General features: G+C 61.6%; 23 protein-coding genes, 1 tRNA gene and 3 pseudogenes. 8 read left to right on the top strand and 19 right to left on the bottom strand.

Going from position 1 to position 25,981, the window contains the following annotated elements:
- The first annotated feature begins 97 nt into the window (after positions 1–97).
- A complete protein-coding gene (locus tag ACTQ4R_RS05295) occupies positions 98–1,477 on the top strand; it encodes an ROK family protein (protein WP_441626530.1) in 1,380 nt (459 codons plus the stop codon).
- A 614-nt stretch (positions 1,478–2,091) separates the two neighbouring features.
- On the opposite strand, the gene ACTQ4R_RS05290 is transcribed toward ACTQ4R_RS05295, so the two are convergent.
- Positions 2,092–2,176, bottom strand: a tRNA-Leu gene (locus ACTQ4R_RS05290).
- 333 nt (positions 2,177–2,509) lie between these two features.
- On the opposite strand from ACTQ4R_RS05290, the gene ACTQ4R_RS05285 reads away from it, so the two are divergent.
- From ACTQ4R_RS05285 to ACTQ4R_RS05275, 3 genes are read left to right on the top strand one after another with little or no spacing between them, the layout of a single operon-like run.
- Positions 2,510–3,352, top strand: a complete 843-nt coding sequence (locus tag ACTQ4R_RS05285) for a pyridoxamine kinase (protein ID WP_441626528.1) — start codon at positions 2,510–2,512, stop codon at positions 3,350–3,352.
- Entirely contained in the window at positions 3,349–4,542 is a 1,194-nt protein-coding gene (locus ACTQ4R_RS05280; protein WP_441626526.1) for an MFS transporter, read from the top strand. Before ACTQ4R_RS05285 ends, ACTQ4R_RS05280 begins: the two co-directional genes overlap by 4 nt.
- Before the next feature lie 55 nt (positions 4,543–4,597).
- Positions 4,598–5,218 carry a flavodoxin family protein gene (locus ACTQ4R_RS05275; RefSeq protein WP_441626524.1) on the top strand — a complete coding sequence of 207 codons (621 nt, stop codon included), beginning with the start codon at positions 4,598–4,600 and terminating at the stop codon, positions 5,216–5,218.
- A gap of 57 nt (positions 5,219–5,275) precedes the next feature.
- On the opposite strand, the gene ACTQ4R_RS05270 is transcribed toward ACTQ4R_RS05275, so the two are convergent.
- Positions 5,276–6,292, bottom strand: coding sequence for a LacI family DNA-binding transcriptional regulator (locus tag ACTQ4R_RS05270; protein WP_441626522.1), 1,017 nt, complete (start codon positions 6,290–6,292; stop codon positions 5,276–5,278).
- Positions 6,293–6,592: 300 nt separating this feature from the next.
- On the opposite strand from ACTQ4R_RS05270, the gene gap reads away from it, so the two are divergent.
- The gene (gene gap, locus ACTQ4R_RS05265) at positions 6,593–7,606 is read left to right on the top strand and encodes a type I glyceraldehyde-3-phosphate dehydrogenase (protein ID WP_441626520.1); all 1,014 of its coding nucleotides are present in this window, start codon (positions 6,593–6,595) and stop codon (positions 7,604–7,606) included.
- An 825-nt stretch (positions 7,607–8,431) separates the two neighbouring features.
- Here the strand turns inward: gap and fliB are convergent.
- Entirely contained in the window at positions 8,432–9,460 is a 1,029-nt protein-coding gene (fliB, locus tag ACTQ4R_RS05260) for a flagellin lysine-N-methylase (RefSeq protein ID WP_441626518.1), read from the bottom strand.
- A 144-nt stretch (positions 9,461–9,604) separates the two neighbouring features.
- On the opposite strand from fliB, the gene ACTQ4R_RS05255 reads away from it, so the two are divergent.
- Positions 9,605–10,312, top strand: coding sequence for an ATP-binding protein (locus ACTQ4R_RS05255; RefSeq protein ID WP_441626516.1), 708 nt, complete (start codon positions 9,605–9,607; stop codon positions 10,310–10,312).
- Positions 10,313–10,327: 15 nt separating this feature from the next.
- Positions 10,328–10,510, top strand: coding sequence for a ferredoxin (locus ACTQ4R_RS05250; protein ID WP_441626514.1), 183 nt, complete (start codon positions 10,328–10,330; stop codon positions 10,508–10,510).
- Between the two features lie 256 nt (positions 10,511–10,766).
- On the opposite strand, the gene ACTQ4R_RS05245 is transcribed toward ACTQ4R_RS05250, so the two are convergent.
- The 14 genes and pseudogenes from ACTQ4R_RS05245 to ACTQ4R_RS05180 all read right to left on the bottom strand — a co-directional run bounded on the left by ACTQ4R_RS05245 (position 10,767) and on the right by ACTQ4R_RS05180 (position 23,445).
- A complete protein-coding gene (locus tag ACTQ4R_RS05245) occupies positions 10,767–11,636 on the bottom strand; it encodes a GGDEF domain-containing protein (protein WP_441626512.1) in 870 nt (289 codons plus the stop codon).
- 119 nt (positions 11,637–11,755) lie between these two features.
- Positions 11,756–13,174, bottom strand: coding sequence for a spore germination protein (locus tag ACTQ4R_RS05240; RefSeq protein ID WP_441626510.1), 1,419 nt, complete (start codon positions 13,172–13,174; stop codon positions 11,756–11,758).
- Positions 13,175–13,324: 150 nt separating this feature from the next.
- Positions 13,325–13,594, bottom strand: a pseudogene (locus ACTQ4R_RS05235) (sensor histidine kinase); the annotation flags it as partial.
- Between the two features lie 204 nt (positions 13,595–13,798).
- Positions 13,799–14,338: pseudogene (locus ACTQ4R_RS05230) on the bottom strand (histidine kinase dimerization/phospho-acceptor domain-containing protein); the annotation flags it as partial.
- Positions 14,339–14,980: 642 nt separating this feature from the next.
- A complete protein-coding gene (locus ACTQ4R_RS05225) occupies positions 14,981–15,649 on the bottom strand; it encodes a response regulator transcription factor (RefSeq protein ID WP_441626508.1) in 669 nt (222 codons plus the stop codon).
- A gap of 57 nt (positions 15,650–15,706) precedes the next feature.
- Positions 15,707–16,366 (bottom strand): HD domain-containing protein, encoded by a 660-nt coding sequence (locus tag ACTQ4R_RS05220; RefSeq protein ID WP_441626506.1) that lies wholly within the window; start codon positions 16,364–16,366, stop codon positions 15,707–15,709.
- A gap of 43 nt (positions 16,367–16,409) precedes the next feature.
- A complete protein-coding gene (gene phoU / locus ACTQ4R_RS05215) occupies positions 16,410–17,057 on the bottom strand; it encodes a phosphate signaling complex protein PhoU (protein ID WP_441626504.1) in 648 nt (215 codons plus the stop codon).
- Between the two features lie 9 nt (positions 17,058–17,066).
- Complete coding sequence (gene pstB, locus ACTQ4R_RS05210; protein WP_441626502.1) at positions 17,067–17,822, bottom strand: phosphate ABC transporter ATP-binding protein PstB; 756 nt, start codon at positions 17,820–17,822, stop codon at positions 17,067–17,069.
- Positions 17,823–17,834: 12 nt separating this feature from the next.
- The gene (gene pstA, locus ACTQ4R_RS05205) at positions 17,835–18,683 is read right to left on the bottom strand and encodes a phosphate ABC transporter permease PstA (RefSeq protein ID WP_441626500.1); all 849 of its coding nucleotides are present in this window, start codon (positions 18,681–18,683) and stop codon (positions 17,835–17,837) included.
- A 2-nt stretch (positions 18,684–18,685) separates the two neighbouring features.
- The gene (pstC, locus tag ACTQ4R_RS05200; RefSeq protein ID WP_441626848.1) at positions 18,686–19,546 is read right to left on the bottom strand and encodes a phosphate ABC transporter permease subunit PstC; all 861 of its coding nucleotides are present in this window, start codon (positions 19,544–19,546) and stop codon (positions 18,686–18,688) included.
- Between the two features lie 185 nt (positions 19,547–19,731).
- Complete coding sequence (locus tag ACTQ4R_RS05195) at positions 19,732–20,607, bottom strand: phosphate ABC transporter substrate-binding protein (RefSeq protein WP_441626498.1); 876 nt, start codon at positions 20,605–20,607, stop codon at positions 19,732–19,734.
- A gap of 159 nt (positions 20,608–20,766) precedes the next feature.
- A complete protein-coding gene (locus tag ACTQ4R_RS05190) occupies positions 20,767–21,960 on the bottom strand; it encodes a dicarboxylate/amino acid:cation symporter (protein ID WP_441626496.1) in 1,194 nt (397 codons plus the stop codon).
- Between the two features lie 346 nt (positions 21,961–22,306).
- Positions 22,307–23,353 (bottom strand): annotated as a pseudogene (locus ACTQ4R_RS05185) (dihydroxy-acid dehydratase domain-containing protein); the annotation flags it as partial.
- Positions 23,275–23,445 carry a hypothetical protein gene (locus ACTQ4R_RS05180; RefSeq protein WP_441626860.1) on the bottom strand — a complete coding sequence of 57 codons (171 nt, stop codon included), beginning with the start codon at positions 23,443–23,445 and terminating at the stop codon, positions 23,275–23,277. The pseudogene ACTQ4R_RS05185 and the gene ACTQ4R_RS05180, both read right to left, overlap by 79 nt.
- Between ACTQ4R_RS05180 and ACTQ4R_RS05175 the strand changes: the two genes are divergently transcribed.
- The gene (locus tag ACTQ4R_RS05175) at positions 23,438–23,677 is read left to right on the top strand and encodes a TRAP transporter large permease subunit (protein WP_441626846.1); all 240 of its coding nucleotides are present in this window, start codon (positions 23,438–23,440) and stop codon (positions 23,675–23,677) included. The two genes, ACTQ4R_RS05180 and ACTQ4R_RS05175, sit on opposite strands and share 8 nt — an antisense overlap.
- An 87-nt stretch (positions 23,678–23,764) precedes the next feature.
- Here the strand turns inward: ACTQ4R_RS05175 and ACTQ4R_RS05170 are convergent, their stop codons facing one another.
- Both ACTQ4R_RS05170 and ACTQ4R_RS05165 read right to left on the bottom strand, forming a co-directional pair.
- On the bottom strand, positions 23,765–25,552 hold the full coding sequence (locus ACTQ4R_RS05170) for a DUF4127 family protein (protein ID WP_441626494.1): 1,788 nt from the start codon (positions 25,550–25,552) through the stop codon (positions 23,765–23,767).
- A 63-nt stretch (positions 25,553–25,615) separates the two neighbouring features.
- Complete coding sequence (locus ACTQ4R_RS05165) at positions 25,616–25,978, bottom strand: YbaB/EbfC family nucleoid-associated protein (RefSeq protein ID WP_441626492.1); 363 nt, start codon at positions 25,976–25,978, stop codon at positions 25,616–25,618.
- Between the last annotated feature and the right edge of the window lie 3 nt (positions 25,979–25,981).

Raw genomic sequence — 25,981 nt, 5'->3', positions numbered from 1 at the left:
CTGTTGCCCGCCCCGGCTTCAGAGGTGATTTGATGAACACGAAAAACCTCTGAAATCTTTTGACAGAGTTGCGTTTATCTGTAAGGAGTGCTGATGTATGAACCTGTATGGAATTGAGATCGACAGCAAGAATGTACCCGAGCTGGACCCCGCATTTATCCCCATTCTGAAGTTCAACCGCGCTTTCTTGAAGGATGCCGCCAAGCCCGTCTCCATCGCGGTGGAGCGAGCCGGCGGCCAGATCGCCACCACCCACACCTTTATCCACGGCACGCCGGAAATGGCCGCCGCCGACCGCTATTATATCGACCGCCTGGTGAAGACTGAACTGTGGATGAAGGGCGGCTACAAGGTGTATGTGAACGACAAGGACATCTACGACTATCTCCGCGGCGTGTACTGTGAGGGCGGAGCACGGGCCTTTGACTGGGAGTTCATGGCCGATGTCTTTGAAAAGCCCTTTGAGGTGGTCTTGACCGGAGACATCCCCGAAACGCTGGATAAGCCCGTTCCTATGGGCGGCCATCTGGAGGGCTGCCGCATCGGCTTTGACGCCGGCGGCTCCGACCGCAAGGTCTCCGCTGTCATCGACGGCGAAACGGTTTTTTCCGAGGAGGTCGTGTGGCTGCCCAAGGTCAATCCGGACCCCACCTACCATTACGAGGGCATCGTTTCCGCGCTGAAGTCCGCCGCGGCCCATATGCCCCGGGTGGATGCCGTGGGCGTCTCCTCCGCCGGAATCTACATCAACAACCGCACCATGAAGGCCTCCCTCTTTCTAAAGGTCCCCAAGGACCTGTATGAGGAGAAGGTGAAGGACATTTATATCCGCGCCATCACCGACACCTTCGGCGACGTGCCCTACGCCGTCGCCAACGACGGCGATGTGTCCGCTCTGGCCGGCACCATGAGCCTGAACGACAACAACGTGCTGGGCATCGCCATGGGCACCAGCGAAGCCGTGGGCTATGTGGACGAAAACGGGCAGATCACCGGCTGGCTCAACGAGCTGGCATTCGTCCCCGTGGACGCCAGCCCCGACGCCATGCAGGACGAGTGGTCCGGCGACATCGGCTGCGGCGTGAAGTACTTCTGCCAGGACGGCGTGAACAAGCTGGCGCCCCGGGCCGGTATTGAACTGGACGAAAGCCTGTCCCCCGCCGAGAAGCTGAAGGTCACCCAAAAGCTGATGGAGGCGGATGATCCGCGGGCTGCCAAGGTCTACGAGTCCATTGGCTGCTACCTGGGCCACACCCTGGCGTACTATTACGAGAAATACGGCTTCCGCTATGTGCTGCTGCTGGGCCGCGTCATGAGCGGCAAGGGCGGCGACCTTCTGCTGGAAAAGTGCCAGCAAGTACTGAACGACGAGTATCCCGAGGCTGCCGCCGGCTTCAAGCTGACGCTGCCCGACGAGAAGTTCCGCCGGGTGGGCCAGTCCATGGCCGCCGCCAGTTTGCCGGAGCTGAAAAGGTAAACGGCCGCATCGGTTTCAGCCGAGCTGGCACTTCTTTCGGAACACGGAGGACGTGTCTTGCTTTGCCGATGCCACAGGCTGCCGCGATATCACGCAGGTCAAGCGGGGCTTGGCATCGGTCAGCGGCACAGGTAAGGCAGATACGGCTTCTGTGCCCCGTTGTCCCCGCTTCCATTCTCCAGCTCCGCAGGGAGACTGGGCTTATGCGGCGGACGAGGCTGTCCTGCCCGCGTTCTGAGTCTTTATACGGTTTTCTATGCAGCAAAAACCTCCGGCTAGCCGGAGGTTTTTGCTGCATAAGCGAGAACGTTTTTGAGGCATTGACTTCCCGTCCCGCACCCAACCGCGAACCCAGCGAAGCGAATCGCGGTTGGAAAGGAGGATCGACGGAGTGAATGAGCGATGACTTTTTAAAATAAAAAGTCGTCGCGAACGATACGAAGTCCGCGACGTGGAAAGCGCGAACACTTTCGAGGCACAGCTTTTAGGTCTGCACCCAAAACCAAATCGAAGCCCAGCGCAGCGGGTTCGATTTGGAGAGGAGGAGCAGCGAAATGAGCGCGCTCTGACTTTTGTAAAAAGTCGGAGCAAGCGATATGCAGCTTGCTCCGACGTGGTGCGGGCATGGGGACTCGAACCCCAACGCATCACTGCACGAGAACCTAAATCTCGCATGTCTACCAATTCCATCATGCCCGCAAATATGAGCGGCAGGGCTGCCTGCCGCTATTTTGTTATCCTCTGTTTTTACACGGCGAGGAACCGAGGCGGAGCGCAACGCTTGATCCGCGCTTATAAAAACAGGACAAGCCTGCTTTTACCATAGGCTGAATGCGGCCAGTGACGAAACAGAAAACCTTCCCTGTAGTGACAGCACCCAAATCTCGCATGTCTGCCGATTCCCTCACAGGCGCGTATTGCGTTTTCAAAAGGCCCAAAGACAAATGTAGTATACCACATTCTGCACCCTTGAACAATAGGAAATTCTGCGCTACAATGAACAAAGAATGATAAAGAGAGGTCCTTTGTTTTATGTCAACTCCTTGCGTCGCCGCGATCCATGACATGTCCGGCTTCGGCCGCTGCTCGCTGACAGTGGCCATTCCCGTTCTCTCCGCCATGGGCGTCCAGTGCTGCCCCCTGCCCACCGCGTTCCTCTCCACCCACACCGGCGGATTTGAGAACTTTACCTTTCTGGATATGACAGACGAAATGCCCAAAGTTGCCGCCCACTGGAAATCCCTGGGGCTCCGCTTCCAGGCCGTTTACAGCGGCTTTCTGGGCAGCGAACGGCAGATCGGCATCGTGGAAGATTTTATCCGGGATTTCCGCACGCCGGACAGCGTCGTGGTGGTGGACCCGGTCATGGGCGACCACGGTGATGTCTATCAGACCTACACGCCCGCCATGTGCGCCGGCATGGCCCGCCTTGCGGAGCAGGCGGATGTCATCACCCCCAACTTGACGGAGGCCGCCCTGCTGCTGGGCATCCCCTATGACGCCCTCCCCGCCGGGGAGGACGGCTGCCGGGAGATCGTGGAGCGGCTGAGCCTGGGTGGCCGCCGTTCCGTGGTGCTCACCGGCGCCTCCACCGCTCCCCACCTCACCGGCGCCATGTGCTTTGACGCCGCCTCCGGCCGCACAGAAGCGGTGCAGACCCGCCGCGTGGACCGGGAGTTCCACGGCACCGGCGACGTATTCGCCAGCGTTCTCACCGGCGCCCTGGTCCACGGCCGCTCTCTGGCGGAGGCAGCCGGACAGGCGGTGGAGTTTATCCGCGCCTGCGCGGAACGGACTGCCGCCGAAGGCCTTCCTCTCCGGGAGGGCGTGGACTTTGAGCCGCTGCTGGGGTTTTTGACAGGGGGAGCGTCATGACCGCCATGCCCTCCCTGCGCCGCGTCAACGTGCTCTACACCCTGGTACAGCTGACCTACTGGGCCGCCTTCGCCGCCTTTGCCGGCTACCAGACCGCCCTGCTGCTGGGCCGGGGCTTTTCCAGCGGAGACGCCGGCGTGTTCGCCGCCACCCGCTGCCTTGCCGGCATCATCGCCCAGCCGCTGCTGGGTGGGTGGGCGGACCGTCACCAGACCGTTCCCCTCAAGCGCATCCTCTGCGTCTGCCTGGGGCTGGGTTTGGCGGTGAACGCGGTGTTTTACTGCACCCGCCTGGATTTCTGGGGCACCGGCCTTATCTTCCTGGCTCTGGGCGTGCTGGATCTGAACATCTATCCCCTGCTGGACTCCTTGGCTGTGCAGTTCATCAACGCCGGTCTGAACGTGAATTACAGTCTGGGCCGGGGTCTTGGTTCCTTTTCCTACGCCGTGGCCTGTGTGGTGTTGGGACGCCAATCCGCCGCCTGCGGCACGGAGTCCGTCCTGCTGACCCACATGGCTCTGCTGGTGCTTCTCATGGCCATCATCGCCGTGTATCCCACCTTCCCCACAGAGGTTCTGCCGCCTCAGACCCAGCGTACCCGCCCTCACTCTATCGGCCAGATCCTCCGGTCCAACCCGTCTTTTTCCCTCATGCTGGCGGCGGTATTTTTTGTCATGACCGCCATTATGCCCATTGTCAGCTTCACGGTGAACATCATCACGGACCGGGGCGGCGACACCTCCCACCTGGGACTGGCCCTGTTTCTCATGGGCGCCTCGGAGCTGCCCGCGGCGCTGCTGTTCCCCCACCTGTGGCGGCGGCTGGGCAGCCGGGGCATGATGGTGCTGTCCGTGGCCTTTATGGCGCTTAGGCCTCTGCTGTTTCTGCTGGCGCCTTCTCTGCTGTGGGTCCTGCTGGTCCAGCCCAGCCAGATGCTGGGCTACGGCCTCTTTACCCCCGCCTCTGTCTATTACGCCAACGAAAACGTCTCCCCCGCCGACCGGGTCCAGGGCCAGGCCATCATGATGATCGCCTCCAACGGCCTGGGCGGCATGGTCGGCAATCTCATCGCGGGCTATGTCATCGACCTGGGCGGCGTCAACGCCATGCTGGCGCTGTGCACCGCCGTCGGCGCCCTGGGCCTTTTGCTGGCCCTGGCAGCCGTCCGCCTTTCCCGCAGGCAGGCGTAACGCCTTTTTCGTGTTTTTTTTTGCGGCTTTAGGCCGCATCATAAGGAGGTTTCATATGAAAGTACTTCTGCTCAACGGCAGCCCCCACATGGACGGCTGCACCGCCGCCGCTTTGCGGGAGGTTGCCGCCACCTTGGAATGTGAAGGGGTGGAGACGGAGATCCTCCACGTGGTGGGCCAGCCCATCCGGGGCTGTACCGCCTGCCGCCGGTGCAAGGAGGCTCCCGGCCGCTGCGTGTTTGACGACGACCTGGTAAACCGCGTTCTGGAAAAAATGGAGCGCTCCGACGGTCTGGTCATCGGCTCGCCGGTGTACTATGCCTCCGCCAACGGCGCCCTCATCTCCCTGCTGGACCGGATGTTCTTCGCGGGAGACTGCTTCCGCTACAAGCCCGCCTGTGTGGTCTGCTCCGCCCGCCGGGGCGGCGCCACCGCCACCTATGACCAGCTGAGCAAGTATCTGGCCATCAGCGGCATGATCCAGGTCCCCTCCTGCTACTGGAACATGGTCCACGGCACGAACAAGGAAGAAGTGGTCCGGGACGGCGAGGGCATGCGGAACATGCGGGTGCTGGGCCGGAACATGGCCTGGCTGCTGCGGGTCCTGGAGGCCGCCGGAAAAACAGTCCCCCTGCCGGTGCTGGACCCACCTGTCAAGACCAACTTTATCCGTTGACAACGCTTTTACAAAAACACGGGACACGCCGGATGGCGTGTCCCGTATGTTTATCACTCATCGGTCAGCGCGGCCCCAGGCAGGCGCCGCGCTGTATGGCTTGTATGTAGAGGTAAGGACCTTTTCGAACACCCGGGCCTCCGGGTCCTCGATGCGCTTGAGGATCTGCTCTCCCGCGGCCAGTCCCAGCTCCTCCACCGGCTGGATGATGGAGTCCATCTGGTTCTCATACAGCTGGTAAATCCCGGAATCATAGTCCACAAAGCTCACCAGGTCGATGTCCTGGCCCAGGCGGATGCCCCGCTTGTGGAGGTGGATAATGGTCTCGCCGCCCATGAGGCCCTGGCAGACGATGATGGCGTCGCACTTTTGCTGCAGCAGCTCGTCCAGGCAGGTGTGGGCGCTGTCCTCCATGGAGTTGCCGTAGCGGATGAGGGACTCATCCTCCGGCAGGCCGCAGTCCACAATAGCCTGCTGGTAGGCGGAGATCCGCTCCCGGGTGGTGGACAGCCGGGGCAGGCCGCCGATGATGCCGATGCGCTGGGCGCCCTTCCCGGCCAGGCGGCAGACGCTGCGGTAAATGGGGCGGAAGTTGGATACACAGATGGAGGAGTATTTCTTCACATCGAAGGTCCGGTCCACCAGCACCACCGGAAAGCCGGCGGGGATGAGGGAATCGAACCGCTGGAAATCATCCATGGTGCTGGCAATGAGCAGCCCGTCCACCAGACCGGCGGACAGAAGGCGGATATTGTTCTCCTCCCGGTCCATATCCTCCTTGGTGTTGGCAATGATCAGATGGTAGCCGTGGGCCGCCAGGCAGGTCTCCACGGACTCGATCATGGTGGCGAAGAACTTGTTGGCAATATCAGGTACGATAAAGCCCACGGTCTTTTTCTTGCCGGTGCGGAAGCTGCGGGCGGAGGCGTCCGGCGTATAGCCCAGCTCCGAGATGGCCTGGTACACCTTTTCCTTGGTCTCGCTGGAAACATAACGGGTATTGTTGATGGTGTGGGACACCGTGGCGGTGGAAACGCCCGCCAGCTTGGCCACATCACTGATCGTCACTTTCATAGGCTTTTCCTCTTGCGTAATCGGTTTTCACATTACGTAATCTATTTTTTCTTTCAGTATAAGGCCCTCTGTTTGATTCGTCAAGCACTTTTCCCCATATTTCCCCGCATCTTTGTCCAAAAATACGTTTTTCTTATCAAAAATTACAATTCAAAACCCGGATTGTTATTCGAAATGACAGTTGCCAAAAAGTTTCCCGTGTGATAGTATACTCGTGTAAATCGATTAAGCAAAACGTTTGCGCAAACGTTTTGACGGCAGTTCTCTGTTCCGTCTATTTTGAAAGGAGTTTTTTTGACTATGAAAGCCAAAATCGGTATCAATGGTTTCGGCCGTATCGGCCGCCTCGTTTTCCGCGCTGCCTTGACCCACGATGATGTGGAAGTCGTCGGTCTGAATGACCCCTTCATGAACCCCGAGTATATGGCCTATATGCTGAAGTATGACAGCACCCACGGCAAGTTCCCCGGCGAGGTCTCCGCTGAGGACGGCGCCCTGGTGGTCAACGGCAAGAAGTACCCCGTCTTCACCGCCATGGACGTCAAGGACATTCCCTGGGCCTCCGTCGGCGCTGAGTATATCTGCGAGTGCACCGGCAAGCACCTGACCAAAGACCTGTGCCAGGGCCACATCGACGCCGGTGCCAAGCACGTGGTCATGGGCGCCCCCTCCAAGGACGACACTCCGATGTTCGTCATGGGCGTCAACAACAGCAAGTACACCTCTGACATGAAGTTCGTGTCCAACGCCTCCTGCACCACCAACTGCCTGGCTCCCATCGCCAAGGTCTTGAACGACAACTTCGGCATCGTCGAGGGTCTGATGACCACTGTTCACTCCGTCACTCCCACCCAGAAGCTGCTGGACGGCGCTTCCTTGAAGGATTGGCGCGGTGGCCGTGCTGCCACCGGCAACATCATCCCCTCCTCCACCGGCGCCGCCAAGGCCGTGGGCAAGGTCATCCCCGAGCTGAACGGCAAGCTGACCGGCATGTCCATGCGTGTTCCCACTCTGGACGTGTCCGTGGTGGACTTGACCGCCAAGCTGGCGAAGCCCGCCTCCTACGAGGAGATCTGCAAGGCCATGAAGGCCGCCTCCGAGGGTGAGCTGAAGGGCGTTCTGGGCTACACCGATGAGCCCGTGGTGTCCTCCGACTTCCTGGGTGATCCCCGCACCTCCATCTTTGACGCCGAGGCCGGCATTGCGCTGACCGACACCTTCGTGAAGGTCGTGTCCTGGTACGACAACGAGTGCGGCTACTCCAACAAGATGGTGGAGCTGATCGCCTATATGTGCTCCGTCGATAACAAGTGATCCACTCCACAGGATCGTTGTTTTACAGTGATGCAGCTGCCCGGGCCTTGCCCGGGCAGCTGCATTTCTTTTAAGCCTTTCCGTATAAAACCCAAATGGGCAGGCAAAGCCCGCCCATTTCAAGATTTTAGCTCCGCAAAAATACTTGTACGCCGCTTTGCGGCGGCATGGCTCCGCCATGCGGACAATCCTGCCGGGATTTTCCCCCATACATAACATTTCCCCCCATCCACGTCGTCGCAAAGTCCGCTTTGCTCCTGTTCCTCATTCGGGGAAACCTGCGCCCGCTCCCTTGCTCCTCCTTTTCCCGCCGTGACCGCTTCGCTGGGTCCCGGTGGGAGCTTATTCATGCGGACAATCCTGCCGGGATTTTCCCCCATACATAACATTTCCCCCCATCCACTCCAGCGGTGAATGGGGGGCTTACGCATTGATTGGATTGTCCAATGGCCGCTACCTCTTACTTTCTTAGATTCCGTCCGGTGCGGGGGAAATGAAAACGGGGAACTTAGGGTCTCGCCAATCCTTAAAACATCAAGTACACGCAGTCAACTGCTCTGGTCACTGCCAAAACATGCTCGTGTGGCTCATCATAGTGAGGAATGTTTCGTCTTTGGGACTTCCGAAGTTTCGCTGTTTTTTATAATTTTAGATTCGGACGGTTCAAGATTTCTGGAATCTCCGAGCTTGCTAGCCCATGGGACTCACTCCTTTCCTGTGTCTATAATATACAATAGTCTCTCAAATTTGTCAACTATCTTTATGCTATTTTTACAATTTGCACAAGATGAATCGTTTTCGCTTTGTCGCTATGCACAATTGTCCTCATATTGCGGACAGCTCGTTCCAAAACCGTTCCAGCGCAAACGTTTCGCTCTGCCAAAAGCCCTCCAGCAGCCGGTCCAAATTTTCCTGGCTGTGCTCGATCTCACAGCTGAAGCGCCGCAGCGCCTCGCCAAGTCCGCACACCGCCGCCAGACGCTCCACCGTCAGCACCGCCAGCACGCAGAACTGCACCCGCCCCAGCACGTCACCGTCGTTGACCGCCTTCAGCGGATAGCGGAACAAGAAGTACGCCGTGATCCGCTCCAGCAGGGCCTCCTCCCCCGGTGCCGGGGCCGCTTGCTCCGCCTGCTTCAAAAGTGCGGTCCACTCCGGCTCCAGCGTCTCCAGCTCCGCCAGGTATGCCAGTGCCTCCGGAAACAGGCCCGGTCCGCCGGTGGCCCGCTCCGTCCACTTGGGCTGCCAGCCGGCAATGAGCTCCGCCAGGTCCTCTTCCCGCTCCCGGTCCAGGCACAGCTGCACCTCCAGCGCCAGGGCCAGCACCTCTGCCAGCCGGCGCCGCAGGGGACGGCTGCGGTCCCCCGTTACCTCCAGCATCCGCTGCCGCAGAGGCAGCAGCCAGGAAAGCCACGGGTCTCCCGGCTCCTCCACACCGCCTGACTCCGTCTCCCGGAAGGTCAGCGATTCCCGGCTCCCCAGCAGCAGAGCGTTGGCCGCAGGGCAGCTGGCGGACAGGGTGATCTCCCGGAACGGGCCGTACTCCTCCGTGAACCGGGGGTGCTCCCGGCAGGTGACGCTGGTAGCCGCCTCTCCCAGCCGCCTATGGATCTCACAAAGGTTCTCCCCGTCCAGAAAGGGACACCTGCAGCCGTCCAGTGGAAAGCAGAGATCCCCCTCCTGGTCACGCTGCAATACGGAGCGCAGCCTTTCCCCGAAGGGACCGGGCTCCGCGGCGTAGCGGCGGGCGGTATCTTCATCAATGACCACCTCCCACTTGGCGCAGCAGGTATGGGGGCAATCCCCCGCGAGGCAGCGGAACTGTTCAAAATAATCCGGTACGCGCAGCAGCATGGCGGTTTCCTCCCCTGCGGGCGGCGAAAATTTTTCACCGCGTCGGTTTTTGTTGAAAAAGCAACAGACTTTTCAGAGGTATTGTAAGATAATTCACCTGTCAACGCAAGTCCCACGTTTGAAATGTGAAAAAGGAGATACACTATGGTACGTCAGATCATTGAGATCGATTCTGAAAAATGCAACGGCTGCGGCGCCTGTGCCGCGGCCTGTCACGAAGGCGCCATCGCCATGTGGGACGGCAAAGCCGTCTTACTGCGGGACGACTACTGCGACGGCCTGGGCAACTGCCTGCCCGCCTGTCCCACCGGCGCCATCACCTTTGTGGAGCGGGAGGCCGCTCCCTATGACGAGGCCGCTGTCCTGGCCAAAAAGGCCGCCGCCCTCCGGGGCACCGCCCCGGTGACCCGGTCTGCCTGCGCCGGCAGCGCGGTCCAGGCCCTGCGGCCCGCGGAGACCGCGCCGACGGCAGCTGAGGCCGGACCCGTTTCGTATCTGGCCCAGTGGCCTGTGCAGCTGAAGCTGGTTCCGGTGGAGGCGTCGTTTTTCAGCGGCGCCAGACTGCTGATCGCGGCGGACTGCGCCGCCTATGCCCGTTCGGACTTCCACCGGCGGTTCATGGCCGGCCGCGTCACGGTCATTGGCTGCCCCAAGCTGGATGAGGGAGACTACACGGAAAAGCTGGCGGAGATCATCCGCCGCAACGACATCCGGGAGGTCACCGTGGTCCGCATGGAGGTGCCCTGCTGTAGCGGCATCCAGCGTGCGGCGGAGACCGCCCTGCGGCAAAGCGGTAAGTTCATCCCCTGGCAGGTGGTGACACTGGGCCGGGATGGAAATATCATTGAGTGAATCGGAGGAAATCCCATGAATGCCACTGTCAACGACGCCTGTATCGGCTGCGGCCTGTGCGCCGGCACCTGTCCGGAGGTCTTTTCCATGGGGGACGACGGCTTCGCCCACGGCGGTGCCGTGCCGGAGGAGCTGCTGGACCAGGCCCAGGAAGCCCGGGACGGCTGCCCCGTCAGCGCCATCAGCATTGCGGATTGAACCATGGGAAAAGCCTGCCCGCGCCGAAAGGCGTGGGCAGGCTCCAGTCTGTCTAAAAATTCTTTTCGACAGACTGGAGCAAGTTTTCCAGAACTTAAAAAGTTCTAAAAAACTTAGATTTCAAACGAAAGACACCCCTCCTGGGTTTCTTTCGTAACTATCTTCCTTCCCGCTTTCCAGCAGTTCACCCTTTTTCGACAAGCTTAAGCCTGCCCGCGCCGAAAGGCGTGGGCAGGCTCTTTTTCGCTTTTTCGTTTTACAGCTCCGGGCAGCGGCGCTTTTCCTCGTACATCCGGCGGTCCGCCTGGTCCAGCATGGCGGATAGGCACGTATGGTCCGGCTGGAACGAGTCTGTGTAGGCATAGCCGAAATCCGCCGTGGCCACCGCCGTTACGGCGGCGCGGAGCTCCTCGATCTTCCGCAGGACCACCTCTTCGCCGCAGTCCGTCAGGATGACCACAAATTCGTCGCCGCCGAAGCGGATGACGGAATCCTGCGCGCGCACATGCTCTTTCAGCACGTCCGCCACCTGCGAGAGGATCTGGTCCCCCGCCAGGTGCCCCTGGGTATCGTTGACAGACTTGAACTGCCGCAGGTCCAGCAGAATCAATCCGACCCGGGAGCTTCCACGGCCGCGGTTCCAGTGGAGGAACGTAAATTCATTGAGGTAGCGGCGGTTGAAGGCCTGGGTCAAGTCGTCCCGGTACAGCTTCTCCTGGATCTCCTCCATCCGCTCCAGCAGCGTCTTGCCGTCCTCCTGCCGCTCCAGCAGCACCTGGTCCGACACATGGCTGACGATCTCCAGCACGACCTCCATCCGCTCCGTTTCCAAAAGAAGCGTCAGCGGCTGGGAGACCACATAAAACACATTTTCCCGGATAAACTCATATTTTGTCCGGCGGCAGTTGCCGCTGGCAGCCTGCATACTGGTGCAGTTCCGGCAGCGGCAGTCCCTGTTCCACACATGGAAGCAGCTGTACGGCGCCCGGGTAAGGGAACCATCCTCCTCCAGCGTCAGCACCGCCGTGTCTGACGGGTCCACCAGGCGCACCACGTCAAAAATCGGTGCCAAGCTGCGGATCATCTCCCGCATCGCTTTCGCGGTGTAGCAGCAATTGGCCTCCATGAGCAGACCTCGCCCCCTCTCGCTGTTCCGGAAATTCCTGGAACAGAGTAGTTGGCTTTTATTATACATCCTTTTGGGGAAAAGGCAAGCCCATTTGACCGGAAACCGCCGCAGCAGATTCAAGTATTGTCCCGGCCGATGGGTTCCCGCAGCAGCAGACGCCGCAGGGCCTTGCCGTTGAAGGGGATGAGGGGGTAAAGGTATCCCTTGCCCACCATGGGCTTCGTGGTGGCCAGCAGTGCCAAAATGCCCAGAACGCCCAGGCAGAAACCCCACACGTCAAAAGCCGCCGTCACCAGCAGCAGCGCCAGCCGCAGCAGCTTGAAGGCGTAGCCCATCTCGTAGCTGGGCTGGGCAAAGCCCGCCACGGACACGAAGGCCATATACACCAGCACCTCCGGCCCCAGCCATCCGGCCTGGACGGCGAAATCACCCAAAATAAGGGCGCCCAGCATGGAAAAGGAGTTAGACAGGGAATCCGGCGTGTTCAAAGACGCCAGCTTCAACACGTCGATAAGAAACTCCACCACCAGCAGCTGCCACAAAAGGGGCAGCGACGCCGGCTCCGGGGAGGACAAAAAGTCCAGCCACGACGGCAGCCGCCCCGGCTCGCTGACCATCAGATACCAGGCGGGGGTGATGAGCAGGGAGATAAGAAACACGATGATGCGCAAAAGCCGCAGATAGGTCCCCACCAGCGGCGGGAAATAAAATTCGTTGGCCTCCTGGGTGAAATCGAAAAATGTGGTGGGCAGCAGCATCACCGAGGGAGAGGTGTCCACCATGACCACGATGCTGCCCTCCATCACTGAGGCGGCGGCGGTATCCGGCCGCTCGGTATAGCGGACCTTGGGAAAGGGGTTGTACCACTGCTTGGGGCGGATGGCCTCCGCCACGCTCTCCTGGCTCATGGAGAGGGAACGGGCCTGGATGGCCGACAGCTTTTCCCGGGCCTCCGCCAGCAGCTCCGCGTCCACCCGGTCGTCCAGATAGCACAGCACCACGTCCGTGTGGGACCGGGTGCCCACCTTCAGCCCCTCCATGGTCAGATGGGGGTCCCGGATGCGCCGCCGCAGCAGCGCCATGTTGGGCACCACCGCCTCCACAAAGCCGTCGTGGGCGCCCCGGAGCACCTTGCCGTCCGGCGGCTCTTGAACACTGCGGCTGGGATACTCCTTGGCGTCCATCAAAGCCGCGCCGGAAACGCCCTCCACCAGCAGCAGCGTCTTTCCCAGCAGCACCGAGGTGACGATGTCGTCCCGGTCTGTGCTGACATTCGCTTCCATGAATGTGACACACTGGTCCACAAAAGCCTGCATATCCCGCAGGTGCTCCACCGCCTCCGGGGACAGGCCCAGCCAGAAGGCGCCCATCCGCTCCAGAATGGCGTCGCCCCCAAAGCCGTCGATGACCCAGACGCGTGCCCGGCGGCCGCCGATGCGCAGGTCCCGGCTCACCAGGTCGCAGCTGCGGCCCACGCCCAAGGTCTCGTCAAACCAGCGGACATCGTCTCCATAGTTGTTTGTGATCTGTTCCATGCTCCACCTCCGTACATGGAGGTAGTGTGCGTCCAAGAGCCGCCGCATATTCCGAAAGCGCAGGTGATTCCCAATACATTTTGAAATATGTATTTCAAAATGTACGCTTTGTTTTCAAAAAGAGCGCCGGACGCATATGCGTCCGGCTTGTCAAACCTCTGGAAATTCCACGGTGAAGGTACTGCCCACACCTACCTGGCTCTCCAGGCTGAGCTTCGCCCCCAGGTACGCGGCGCCGTGCTTCACGATGGACAGTCCCAGGCCGGTGCCGCCGCTGGAGCGGCTCTTGTCCAGGCGGTAAAACCGCTCGAACACCCGCTCCCGGGCCTCCGGTGGGATACCGACGCCGGTGTCCGCCACCGCCACCCGGGCCCCCTGCGCCGTCTCCTCCACCGTGACGGTAACGGAGCCGCCGGGGCGATTGTAGGCCACGGCATTGTCACAGAGGTTGTAGAGGATCTCCTCCAAGATCTGGGGAACGCCCCGGGCAAGGGCTTTTCCGCCCCGCAGCTCCAGTGTGACCTGCCTGCCCTCCGCCGCCTGGCGCAGCTGGGCGAACACGCTCTGGGCCAGGGCATAGAGGTCCACGGTCTCCCACTGGCCGCCGCTCTCGCCCTCGTCCAGCCGGGAGAGCTTGATGATGTCATTCACAAGGTCGATGAGCCGCTGGGCCTCCCGGTGGATATTCCCGGCGAAATGGGGGATGTCCCCCGGCTGCACCAGGTCGTTTTTCAAGATCTCCGCCGTGCCCAGGATGGATGTCAGAGGCGTTTTCAATTCGTGGGACACATTGGCGGTGAATTCCCGCCGCAGCCGCTCCCGCTGCTCCTTCTCCGTCACGTCCAATATCACCAGCACCGCGCCGCTGACGGCGCCGTCCTGTGTGACGGGGCTGGCGATCACCTGTCGACAGCTGTCCTCCCGCTCCAAGAGCTGTTCCGTCCGGCTGCCGGACAGGGCCCCTTCCACGCAGCGGCGGAAGCCCGCCTCCCGGTTGAGGGCATAAGCGCTCTCCTCCGCCTGGGGCGGCTCCCCCCGCAGCAGCCGCAGGGCGGCGGTATTATAGGACAGGACCCGGGTCTCCCGGTCAATGACCAGCAGGCCCTCGCTCATATTCTCTGTGATGGCGGCAAACTTCTCCTGCTGCCGCTGCAGGTCCAGCATCTGCCGCTGGATCTGGCGGTTCTGGCCGCGGATGCGGCCCACCAGCGGCGCCAGCTCCTCATAGGGTGGGTCCCCCTCCATTTGACTGAGGTCCATGGCGTTGATGGGCGCCACCAACTGCCGTGCCACACGGCCCGACAGCCATAGGGCCAGCACCAGCGCCGCCAGCAGCACGAATGCCACCGGCTGCGCGGCCTCCAGCACCAGCAACCACACGGTGCCCTGTGTGTCCGACACCCGCAGCACGCTGCCGTCGGAGAGGCGCAGGGCGTAGTACAGGGTCTTTTTCCCCAGAGTGTCGGAATAGCGGGAGGCGTAGCCCTTCCCCGTCAGCAGTGCCTCCCGGATCTCCGCCCGGGCTGCGTGGCTGTCCATGTCCGCCGGGTCCTCCCGGTTGTCAAAGAGCACTGTGCCGTCCGCCGCCACCCAGGTGACGCGGCTGTCTCCCGGCAGCCCCTCCGTCAGATAGTCCATACCCGCCTGCTCCACACCCTGGGCGGCGTAAAGGGTCTTTTGCCGCAGCTCCTCCAGGACCCGTTCCTGGAAATAGCCGTGGAGCACCCCCACAATGAGCACAAGACTGGCGGCCAGCACCGCCAGGGACACGGCGGCCATGGAGCGAAAGATCCGTTTCGTCATGGCTCAGCTTTCCTCACCGATCTTGTAGCCGTAGCCACGGACTGTCTCCACATAGGAGCCGGCCTCCCCCAGCTTCTGCCGCAGCGTCCGCATATGGACGTCCACGGTGCGGCTCTCGCCGGTAAAGGCGTAGCCCCACACCTGCTGGATCAGCTGCTCCCGGGACAGCACCTGTCCCTTGTTCTTCAGCAGCAGGCACAGCACCTCAAACTCCTTTTGCGTCAGAGCCACGCTCCGGCCAGATACCTCCACGGTGTGCCGCCCCGGGTCCACTGTCAGCACGCCGCAGCGGTATACGGTGCCGTCCTTCTCCGTCCGCCGCAACAGGGCCCGGATGCGGGAGAGCAGCTCCATCATGCCGAAGGGCTTTGCCACATAGTCGTCAGCGCCGGCGTCCAAGCCGGTGACCTTGTCGTACTCCGTGCCCCGGGCCGTCAGCATGATGATGGGTAGCCGGGCCGTCCGGCCGGAGGCGCGGAGTTTTTTCAACACGGAAATGCCGTCCTCCTCCGGCAGCATGATATCCAGCAGCGCCAGGTCCGGCACCGCCTCCTCTACGGCCTGCCAGAAAAGGGACGGCAGGGCGAAGCCCCGGGCCTCCATGCTCTGGCTGTTCAAGGTGTAGATCACCAGATCCCGGATGCTGTCATCGTCCTCCAGTAAGTAGATCATAAGGGCCTCCTATGTTTTAGGGTCTGCTCATTCGGGAGGAGGAAGCCTCCCCCCTTCTCAGATGAGCTGCTGGTCATTGATGGCGAGCTTGAATTGCAGTCCCAGCTTCTCCGCCGCCTTCCGGCAGAGGATCATCCGCTGCATGAAAATTTCGAAATAATCCATGATGGAGCCGTATTCCGTGTCCACGGACAGCTCCAGCTTGATAAGCGTGTGTTCCCCGTTGATCTTCAAATCCGACTTCTTCACCGAGTAATTTACCCGGTCATGGATATCAAAGGTCGTCTTGTCCCGGTTGCGGACCCGGCTGCGGCGCACATCGGACTTGTCCGCCAGGATGAGGGCCGCCGCCACGGCGTTCACCGGCTGGCCGGTGCCCTCGTCGTGGTTGCCGATGGCGGTGATGATGGTGGCGATCTCCGCCGGGTCACAGTTGAGGTTATCCAGAATCCGAAACGCCATGACGGCGCCGGACTGGGAGTGGTCGATGCGGTTGACCAGATTACCGATGTCGTGAAGATACCCCGCGATCTTCACCAGCTCCACAGTCCGCTCCGGATAGCCCAAGGTCTTTAGGATATAACCGGCCGTCTCCGCCACATGGGTCACGTGAGCAAAGCTGTGCTCTGTGTAGCCCAGGGCGATGAGGGACTCATCCGCCCGCTGAATATAGGTGCGGATGGTCTCATTGCTTTTCACATCTTTGAAGGTCAGCATGGCACCCTCCCCTTTTTCCCGGGAAGGCGCGCCTTCCCTCATTTTAGTCGTCAGAGGGATGGACGCCTGTCAAGGAGTACTCCACCCACTCCGCCACATTGGTGGCATGGTCGCCGATGCGTTCGAGATACTTGCCCACCATCAAAATATCCAGCCCCACCTCGCCGGCGGCGGCATCGGCGGCGATAAGGTCAATAAGCTCTCGCTTCACCTGCTCGAACAGCGCGTCCACCCGGTCGTCCGCCGCCCGCACGGACCGGGCCAGCGCCAGGTCGCCCTTCACGAAGGAATCCACGCTGTCCGTCACCATGGCAATGACCGCTCTGGCCATCTCACCGATATGAAGGCGGCTGAGACTGTCCGTTAGGTGAATAAACCGGGTCAGCTCGGCAATATCCGCTGCCTGGTCGCCGATGCGCTCCAGGTCGGAGATCATTTTCAGCGCCGCGGAGATCTCCCGCAGGTCCCGGGCCACCGGCTGCTGCTGCAGCAGCAGCTTCAAGCAGAGGTTCTCCACCTCCCTCTCCCGCTGGTCAATGTCCTTTTCCGCCTCTTCGGCCACGTCCGCCAAGGTCGCGTCGCCCTTCAGCAGCGCCTCCGCCGCTGCGGAGATGGCATCCTCGCAGACGGCACCCATCTGGATGAGTCCCACATGCAGCTTTTCCATCTGCTCGTCAAACTTATTTCTCATAATGCCTCCTCATCCGAACCGTCCGGTGATGTAATCTTCCGTGCGCTTATCCTTCGGCGTGGAGAACAGCTGCTCCGTCCTGCCGAATTCCACCAATTCCCCCAACAGGAAAAAGGCGGTATTGTCGGACACGCGGGCGGCCTGCTGCATATTGTGGGTCACCATGATGACAGTATACTTGTTTTTCAGCTCCGCCGCAAGGTCCTCAATCTTAGAAGTGGAAATGGGGTCCAGGGCGCTGGTGGATTCGTCCATCAGCAGCACCTCCGGCTCCACCGCCAGGGCCCGGGCAATGCACAACCGCTGCTGCTGGCCGCCGGAGAGGCCCAGGGCGCTTTTTTTCAGCCGGTCCTTCACCTCATCCCAGATAGCCGCCGCCCGCAGGGAATTTTCCACGATCTCGTCCAGCTCCACCCGGGAGTGGACACCGTGGGTCCGGGGGCCGTAGGCCACATTGTCGTAAATGCTCATGGGGAAGGGATTGGCCTTTTGGAACACCATGCCCACCTGCTTGCGCAGCCACGTGGGGTCCACGCTGTCATCGTAGATGTTCCGGCCCTGGTAATCCACCTCCCCGGTGATGCGGACAGAGGGGATGAGATCATTCATGCGGTTCAGCGTCCGCAAAAAGGTGGATTTGCCGCAGCCGGATGGGCCGATGAAGGCCGTGATCTCGTGGGCCGGGATGTCAATGTTCACACTGTGGAGGGCGTGGTTCTGGCCGTACCACAGGTTCAAGTCCTTTGCCTGCAAAATCGTATCCATATCGTACTCCCGTTATTTTTTTAGTTTCCTGCCCGCGAAGCCCGCGGCCAGGTTGATGAGGAAGGTCAGCAGCATTAGGATGGCCGCGATGGCGAAGGCCACGCCGGTCTCTCCCCGCTCATTGGCGTAGACATACAGCGCCACCGTCAGCGTGGCGGAGGAGGACTGGAGAGCCTTGACGAACCCATTGAGCACCAGGCCGAAGCCCGCGGTGAACAGCAGCGCCGCACTCTCACCCACGATGCGTCCCACCGCCAAAATACAGCCGGTGACGATGCCGTCCACGGCGCCGGGCAGCACCACAGTGCGGACCATATGCCACTTCCCCGCGCCCAGGCCCAAGGCACCCTCCCGGTAGGACTGGGGAACGGTCTTCAGGCTCTCCTGGGTGGTACGGACGATGGTGGGCAGGATCATAATGACCAGCGTCAGTCCGCCGGCCAGGATACCCGGTGCCAGGCCCAGCTTCTGCACGAAAAACAGCATGCCCACCAGGCCGAAGATGATGGAGGGGATGCCGGTGAGGGTCTCAGTGGCAAACTCGATGAGCTCCACCACCCTGCGGTTCGTGGCGTACTCCGTCAGATAGATGGCGGCACCCACGCCCAAGGGCAGAACGATCAGCATGGAAACCAAAATAATATACAAAGTATTTAATATATTAGGCAAAATTCCGATGGTATCCTTAATATAGCTGGTCTGGGTGGTCAGCAGCTCCCAGGTGATGTTTCCCAGGCCCCGATAGAAAATATAGCCGATCAGAAATACCAGCAGAGCGCAGGTAATGCCGGCGCAGAGCCACAACAGCGCCCGCAGACCCTTGTCATAAGCCCGCCGGCGGGGGGAGAGTGTTTGCTCCATGGTCAATCCTCCTTCCGCTTTTTCAGAAACACGTTCAGCAGCACGTTGATGAGCATGATAAACAAAAACAGCACCAGGCCGATGGAATATAGGGCGTTGCGCTGAAGGCTGCCGTAGGCGGCGTAGGACATCTCCGAGGCGATGGCTGTGGTGAGGAAGCGGACGGAGGTAAACAGGCCCGGCATGTTGGCCACGTTGCCGGAAACCATGATGATGGCCATGGCCTCGCCGATGGCCCGTCCCACGCCCAGCACCACAGCGGTGGCGACACCGCTGCCGGCGGCAGGCAGAGACACCCGGAAGCAGGTCTCGATCTCCGTGGCGCCCAGGGCCAGGGAGGCCTCCTCATACTCCCGGGGCACCGCACGCAGAGCCGTTTCGGACACGTTGATAATGGAGGGCAGGATCATGATGGCCAGCACCACGATTGCCGCCAGCAGGCAAGCGCCGGAGCTGAGGCCGAACAGGCGGCGGATAGCGGGCACCAGCACGATCATACCCACCAGGCCGTACACCACGGAGGGGATGCCCGCCAGCAGCTCCACAGCGGTCTTGATGACCCGGGCAGCCTTCGGCGGCGCCACCTTTGCCAGGAATATCGCCGTCATCAAGCCAATGGGCACACCGATGACCACAGCGCCGGCGGTGCCGTAAACGGAGGTGAGGATGAAGGGCAGGATGCCGTAGGAGGGCTCCACCGTGGTGGCGGTGGGAGCCCAGGTCTTGCCCAGCAGGAAGTTCACAAGGCCGATCTCGCGAATGGCGGGCAGGCCGGAGACGATCAGATAAATGCTGATAAACAGCACAAAGGCCACCGCCACCACACCGCACAGCAGAAACAGCAGATGGAAGCACAGCTCCATGGCCTCCCGGCCGCCTTTCCGTCCGGCGGAGGGGCCGCCGCTGGAGTTTCGGCTCTTCCCTGCCGCGGGGCTGCGGGCAGGTGCCTTCAGCGCGTTTTCCATTTCCATATCGGTACTCCTTCCAGTCACGGAAACAGCCTCCACCCCGTTTTTTGGCGGGTGGAGGCGTTCCCTTGGGGGATGTGTCAAGCCACAGGCACTGCGCCGGCGGCACGGATCAAGTCGCACGCGGCGGAGGAGGTGGCGAAGTCGAAGAAGGCCTGGGCCTGGTCGCTGAGGGCCGCGCCGTCCTTTGTCACCAGGACGAAGGGCCGCTGGATGGCATAGCTGCCGTCCAGAACGGAGTCCTCGCTGCACACCACGCCGCCCACAGTAAGGGCCTTGACGGTGTCCTTCCCTTCCACGGAGGACAGGGAGGCGTAACCGATGGCGTTGGGGTTGCCTGCCACGGCCTCGATGACCGCGCCGGTGGAGGTCAGCTCCTGGGCAAGCTTGCAGGAATCCTTGGTGCCGGTGATGGTCTCAAATCCATCCCGGGTGCCGGAACCGGCCTCACGGCCGATGCAGGAGATCTCGCCGCTCTCGCCGCCCACTTCGCTCCAGTCGGTGACCTCGCCGGTAAAGATCTTGGCGATCTGCTCCACAGTCAGGTCAGCCACCTGGCTGGCGGGGTTGACGATGACGGCAATGCCGTCCAGCGCCACGGTGGTGCCCACCAAGCCGGCGGCAGTCTCCTCATCCTTCAGTGCCCGGGAGGAAAGGCCGATGTCGGCGCTGCCGCTCTTGGCAGCCTCGATGCCGGCGCCGGAACCGGTGGCGTCATAGGTAACGGTGACGCCGCTGTTGTCAGCCATGAACTGCTCGCTCAGAGCGCCCATGACCTTTTCCATGGAGGTGGAACCATTCAAGGCAACGGCGCCGGACAGGGCGGCGGGCTCCGCCTGGGCGGGCTGTTCCGTCTGGGCAGTGCCGGACTGTTCCTGGCTCTTGGAGGAGCCGCAGGCGGCCAGCAGGCTCACGGCCATGGTCAGCGTCAACACAAGCGCAAATACTTTTTTCATGAGAAATAACTTCCTTTCATCATATGTCTGTTGCTTTGTGCCATGGTCATAGTATAAGCAGTCCCACGTAAAATCCGTCACCGCCGTTTTGTAAAGTCTGTGTAAAAATAAAAACCCGGGGCCGCTTGAACTGCGGTCCCGGGTTTTTCCGTATCCGTATTACAAGACGGGAGACTGGATATCTTCTTCCCGGATGCCATGCTTTTCCGCATAGCCGGTGAGCATGAGGGTCAAGGCGCCGTCGCCGGTGACGTTGCAGGCGGTGCCGAAGCTGTCCTGCAGGGCGAAGATGGCAAGCATCAGAGCGGTGCCGTCGTTCTGGAACAGCAGAATGCCGGTGATGAGGCCCAGGGAGGCCATGACCGTGCCGCCGGGGACACCGGGGGCGCCGATGGCAAAGATGCCCAGCAGCATGCAGAACAGCACCATGGTGCCCAGGGAGGGTACGGAGCCGTACAGGATCTTGGAGATGGTCATGACGAAGAACACCTCCGTCAGCACGGAGCCGCACAGGTGGATGTTGGCGAACAGGGGAATGCCGAAGCTGACCATGTCCTTGCGGAGAACACTGCTCTTTCGGGCACAGTTCAAGGCCACGGCCAGCGTGGCGGCGGAGGACATGGTGCCCACGGCGGTAAGGTAGGCGGGGCCGTAGTGCCGCAACACCTCCCAGGGATTCTTGCCGGAGTAGGCGCCAGCCAGCAGATACAGCACCGCCAGCCAGATATAGTGACCCAGCATGACGATGATGATGATCTGCAGGAAGGCGGGCAGCTGGCGGGTAATCATGCCCTCAAAGCTCAAGTTGCAGAAGGTGGCGGCGATATAGAAGGGCAGAACGGGGATGATGACCTTGCTGACGATGGCCAGCACGATGTTCTGGAACTCCGCCAGCAGGTCGATAAAGCGCTGGGACTTGGTCCAGGTAGCGGCAAGGCCCACAAGGATGGACAGTGCCAGGGCGCTCATGACGCTCATGATCTGGGGGATGTTCAGCTCAAACACCACCGCGGGCAGCTCCCGCAGTCCCGCCACGCTGGTGTCGATAGACAGGTGGGGGATGAGGGCGTAGCCGGCGCCCATGCTCATAAAGGCGGCGCAAATGGAGGACACATAGGCGATGATAACCGCCACGCCCAGCAGGCGGGAGGCATTGGCCCCCAGCTTGGTGATGGACGGCGCGATAAAGCCGATGATAATCAGCGGCACGCAGAACGTGATCAGCTGGCCCATGATATACTGCAGGGTGACGATCACCTTCATTACACGCTCCGGGAACACCAATCCGCAGAGAATGCCCACAAAAATGCCCAGAAGCAGCCGGAACGGCAAGCTGCCAAACAGTTTTTTCATGATAGTAAACCCCTCTCAATTCAAAAAATCAGTTCACGTCCGGTCCATTCCGGACGCGGCACGGCAAATTTCTTCTGCCATCCCTCCCTTTCGTGTTTTCAGTTCCTTGGTATCTCCTATTAATTTATATCATACTCCCGGGGAAGTTATGTAGTCAATGTTCCTTTCCCACTCGCCGGTTATCGCCGCAGGTGTGAACCGGCGAGCCGGTTTCCCGACTGCCCTGCGCGTTCTTTTTCATACGGCTTTCCCCGCTCTTGCGAAAAGGACCCTGCCTGTATTGCGGAAATCCCGCAATACAGGCAGGGTCTTTCATGGAAGCTTGAAAAAGCTTAGCAGAGGGACATTACAGATTCTCGTCGTCCAGAATGGCGCCGCGGTTGGCGGAGGTGACCATGGCGCGGTAGCGCTTGAGGTAGCCGGACACCTGCTTGGGCGGCTGGGGAACGGTCTCGGCCTTCCGGGCCGCAATCTCCTCCTCAGAAACCAGCAGGTCGATCTTGTGGCCGGGAATGTCGATGGCGATCATGTCGCCGTCCTGCACATAGGCCATGAGGCCGCCGGCCGCCGCCTCCGGGGACACGTGGCCGATGGACGCGCCGCGGCTGACGCCGGAGAACCGGCCGTCCGTCACCAGCGCGCAGGTGGAGTCCAGGCCCATGCCAGCCAGGGTCGCCGTGGGGCTCAGCATCTCCCGCATGCCGGGACCGCCCTTGGGGCCCTCGTACCGGACCACCACCACGTCGCCCGCCACTACTTTCCCGGCGTACAGGCCCTCGCAGCAGGCCTCCTCGCTGTCAAAGCACTTGGCGGGGCCCGTGTGCACCAGCATCTCCGGCAGCACCGCGCCCTTCTTCACCACCGCGCCGTCCGGTGCCAGGTTGCCGTACAGCACCGCCAGGCCGCCGGTCTGGGAGTAGGCGTGCTCCCGGTCCCGGATGACGTTCTCGTCCATGATCTCCGCCTTGGCGATGCGGTCCGCCCAGGTGCCGTCCACGGTCCGGGCGGAGGGGTCGATGAGGCCCATGCTGTCCAGCCGCTTCATCACGGCGCTGAGGCCGCCAGCGTTGTTGAGGTCCACCAGGCAGTGGACGCCGGCGGGGTTCAGCTTCACCAGGTGGGGCACCGCGTCGGAAACGGCGTTGACGCCCCGCAGGTCGAACTCCAGCCCCGCCTCGTGGGCGATGGCCGGCAGGTGCAGCATGGTGTTGGTGGAGCAGCCCAGGGCCATGTCCGCCGCCAGGCCGTTCTTGATGGACTTCTCCGTCACGATGTCTCGGGGGCAGATGTTCTTTTCCACCAGGTCCATGATCTTCATGCCTGCGTGCTTGGCCAGCAAAATGCGCTGGCTCTCCACGGCAGGGATAGTGCCGTTGCCCGGCAGGCCCAGGCCTTGTCCGCCACGGGATACAGGGAGCTCAGGTCGGTGACCTTGCCGCCGGACTGGTTGTTGTTGCAGTCGCCGAAAACGATAGAAGTGGGCATTGATCCCATCGTATTGGGCGTGCTGATCACTGTGGTCATCGGCGTGGGCCTGGTGACACCTCCCGTGGGCATGTGCCTGTATGTGGCGGCGGACCTCATGGACCTGCGGGTGGGCAAGGTCATGCCCTACCTCCTCCCCTATATTGCAGTGACGTTCCTTGTGATCGCCCTTCTGATCGCATTCCCCCAGCTCATTACCGTGCCCGGCAGTCTGATCGCCTCCGGCGCCTAACCGGCATTTCAAGCTCCCGGCATAGACGGAGGGCCTTTGGCAAGACCGCGCATAAAGGCCGGGGACCGTATGGTCCCCGGCCTTTTATCATTGATAATATACGCCAAGTACGCTTTTATGCGGCTTTGTAAAATCTCCCACCTCAATATCCATGCCGATCTCAAAGGCCCGGTCCCAGGGGAAACGGTAGTTGGACAGCTCCACGCCGCCCCAGCCGGCAAGCCCGCCGTTTTCAGCGCTCCGGTCCAGAGAGACGATGCAGTTGCTCCGTTCCAGGTTTTTCACTACGCTCCGGGCGGCGGCCTCCATGCCCTGCTCCAGCCGCCGCAAGATGGTCTCCCGGTCTGTGTCCGGATTCCAGAAATTGTCGGGGCTGGCGCCCAGGTCGTTTCGGATATAGGCCAGCAGGTCCTCCCGCACCACGTTTTTGTAGCAGAAGTCCTTGAGGATGCTGTCCGCCAGAGTCTTGGCAAACGCTTTTTCCTCCCCGGGCGAGGTCTCGCCATGCTCCAGATGGGCATACCGGGCCACGCCGTGGCTGAGGGCCGTGCCGGTGACGATGGCCATGTCCAAAAAGCCGGCGTAGCTCAAAAGCCAGCCCAACTCCACCTGCTCCGTCAGCGCCTCATGGAAAGCGGTGCCGTATGCTCCGTTTCCGGCGTCGATGAGAATGGTGGGCCAGCCCCTCTCCCGGCACTCCTTCAGCGCCTCGATGAGCTGGGTGTAATACGTTCCGCTGTTTTCCGCGGCCTGCGGCTGGGTCAGCACCAGGACCTGCAAGCCCGCCGCCCGGTAATTTCCGCTTCTTGTCAGGGCGAAGAACGCCAGATGCTCCTCCATGATGTCATCCAGCGGCTGGAAATCATAAGCGCAGGCCGGCTCCTTCTCCGAGCCGCCGAAATACCGCACCGCCGCCGTGCCACCGCTCCAGCCGCGCTCCTCCAGGTACAGCTTCGCCACCGCCTTGAAGGCCAGGTCATCCACGCCGGAAAGCAGGGCGTCTCCCGCCCGCAGGCGGCTGCGCAGGTAGGCGATCTCATTTTTCTGAATACACTCCTCAGCGGAGGAGTCGTCGATGCCGATGAGCACCCGGAAGTTTCCGTACTCCCTGCCGCTGACCACTTCCATCATCCGGTCGGACAGCTCCAGCTTCCGCCGCCGGGCGGAGAGGTACGTATCCGCCTGCTCCTCCGTCAGGCCGAAATCCGCCGCCCGCAGGAGCGCTTCGCCGCTGCCCAGCCGGTAATCCGCCGCAATGGCCTCCACCGTCAGCTCCGCCCCGGCAGCCTCCTTTCTGGGCGCCGCGCCATAGGCCCGCAGGGCGTTGTACTCTTCGATGCCAAAGCCCGCGTACCCCACGGTGGGCGCCAGGCGCATAACGCTGTCCAGCAGCCACACCCGGTTGTTTTCATCCGCCGCCAGGGCCGTCAGCAGTCCCCCCAAAAGCTCCCGGTCTGTCATGACGGTTCCGTCAGACAGCGTGACGGCCAGCGTCTCCGCCGTGTGCCGGGAGTTCACCAGTCCCCCGGAGAGCAGCTGGTCCATGGACAGGATATAGCGGTCGCAGCCCGCCGCCTCCTGGTCCAGCACCCACTCATAAAGCGCCGCTATGTCGCCGTACTGGGTGCCGTTTTCGTTCGTGGGCTGCCCATCCAGCCGGGTGCGGTACAGATCTGCCTCCGGCATAGCCAGGCTATATCCCACAGACTCCGCCAGATACACTACCCGCTCCACGTTGTCCGGCCGGTCGTCCAAAGGCACATAGGCAATGACCGGCCGCTCCTCCGGCGTTTCCTCCGCCGGAGCCGGGGTCCTCACGCCGCAGCCCGCCAGCAGAACGCAGGCTAAGGCCGCCGCCAAGATCCGCTTTTTCATGGCTACCTCCATTTCAAAAAGAGCGGAGCCTCCGCCCCGCTCTTTTTCACGCCGGTATCGCTCTTACAGGCCGAAGGCCCCCAGGTTCAGTCCGCCGGTCACGCCGGACATGCCCTTTTCCATGGCCTCGTCCGCCTGGCGCAGGGCCTCGTTGACGGCGGACACCACCAGGTCCTGGAGCATCTCCACGTCCTCCGGGTCCACGGCCTCGGGCTTGATGGTCACAGACTGGACCACTTTCTTGCCGGTGACCTTGGCCTCCACAACACCGCCGCCCACGCTGGCGGTAAAGACCTGGGCCTCCACGGCCTCCTGGGCAGCGGTCATCTGCTCCTGCATCTGCTGGAGCTTCTGCTGCATCTCCGCCTGGCGCGCCGCGCCGGACACTTTGCCGTTGGTGAATCCACGGCGAGCACTGTATCCCATAGT

This window comes from Dysosmobacter sp. Sow4_B12 (assembly GCF_052116665.1).
Taxonomy (GTDB): Bacteria; Bacillota; Clostridia; order Oscillospirales; family Oscillospiraceae; genus Oscillibacter.
The sequence above is the reverse complement of the archived record's forward strand: the minus strand, read 5'-3'. Positions and strand labels throughout refer to the sequence as shown.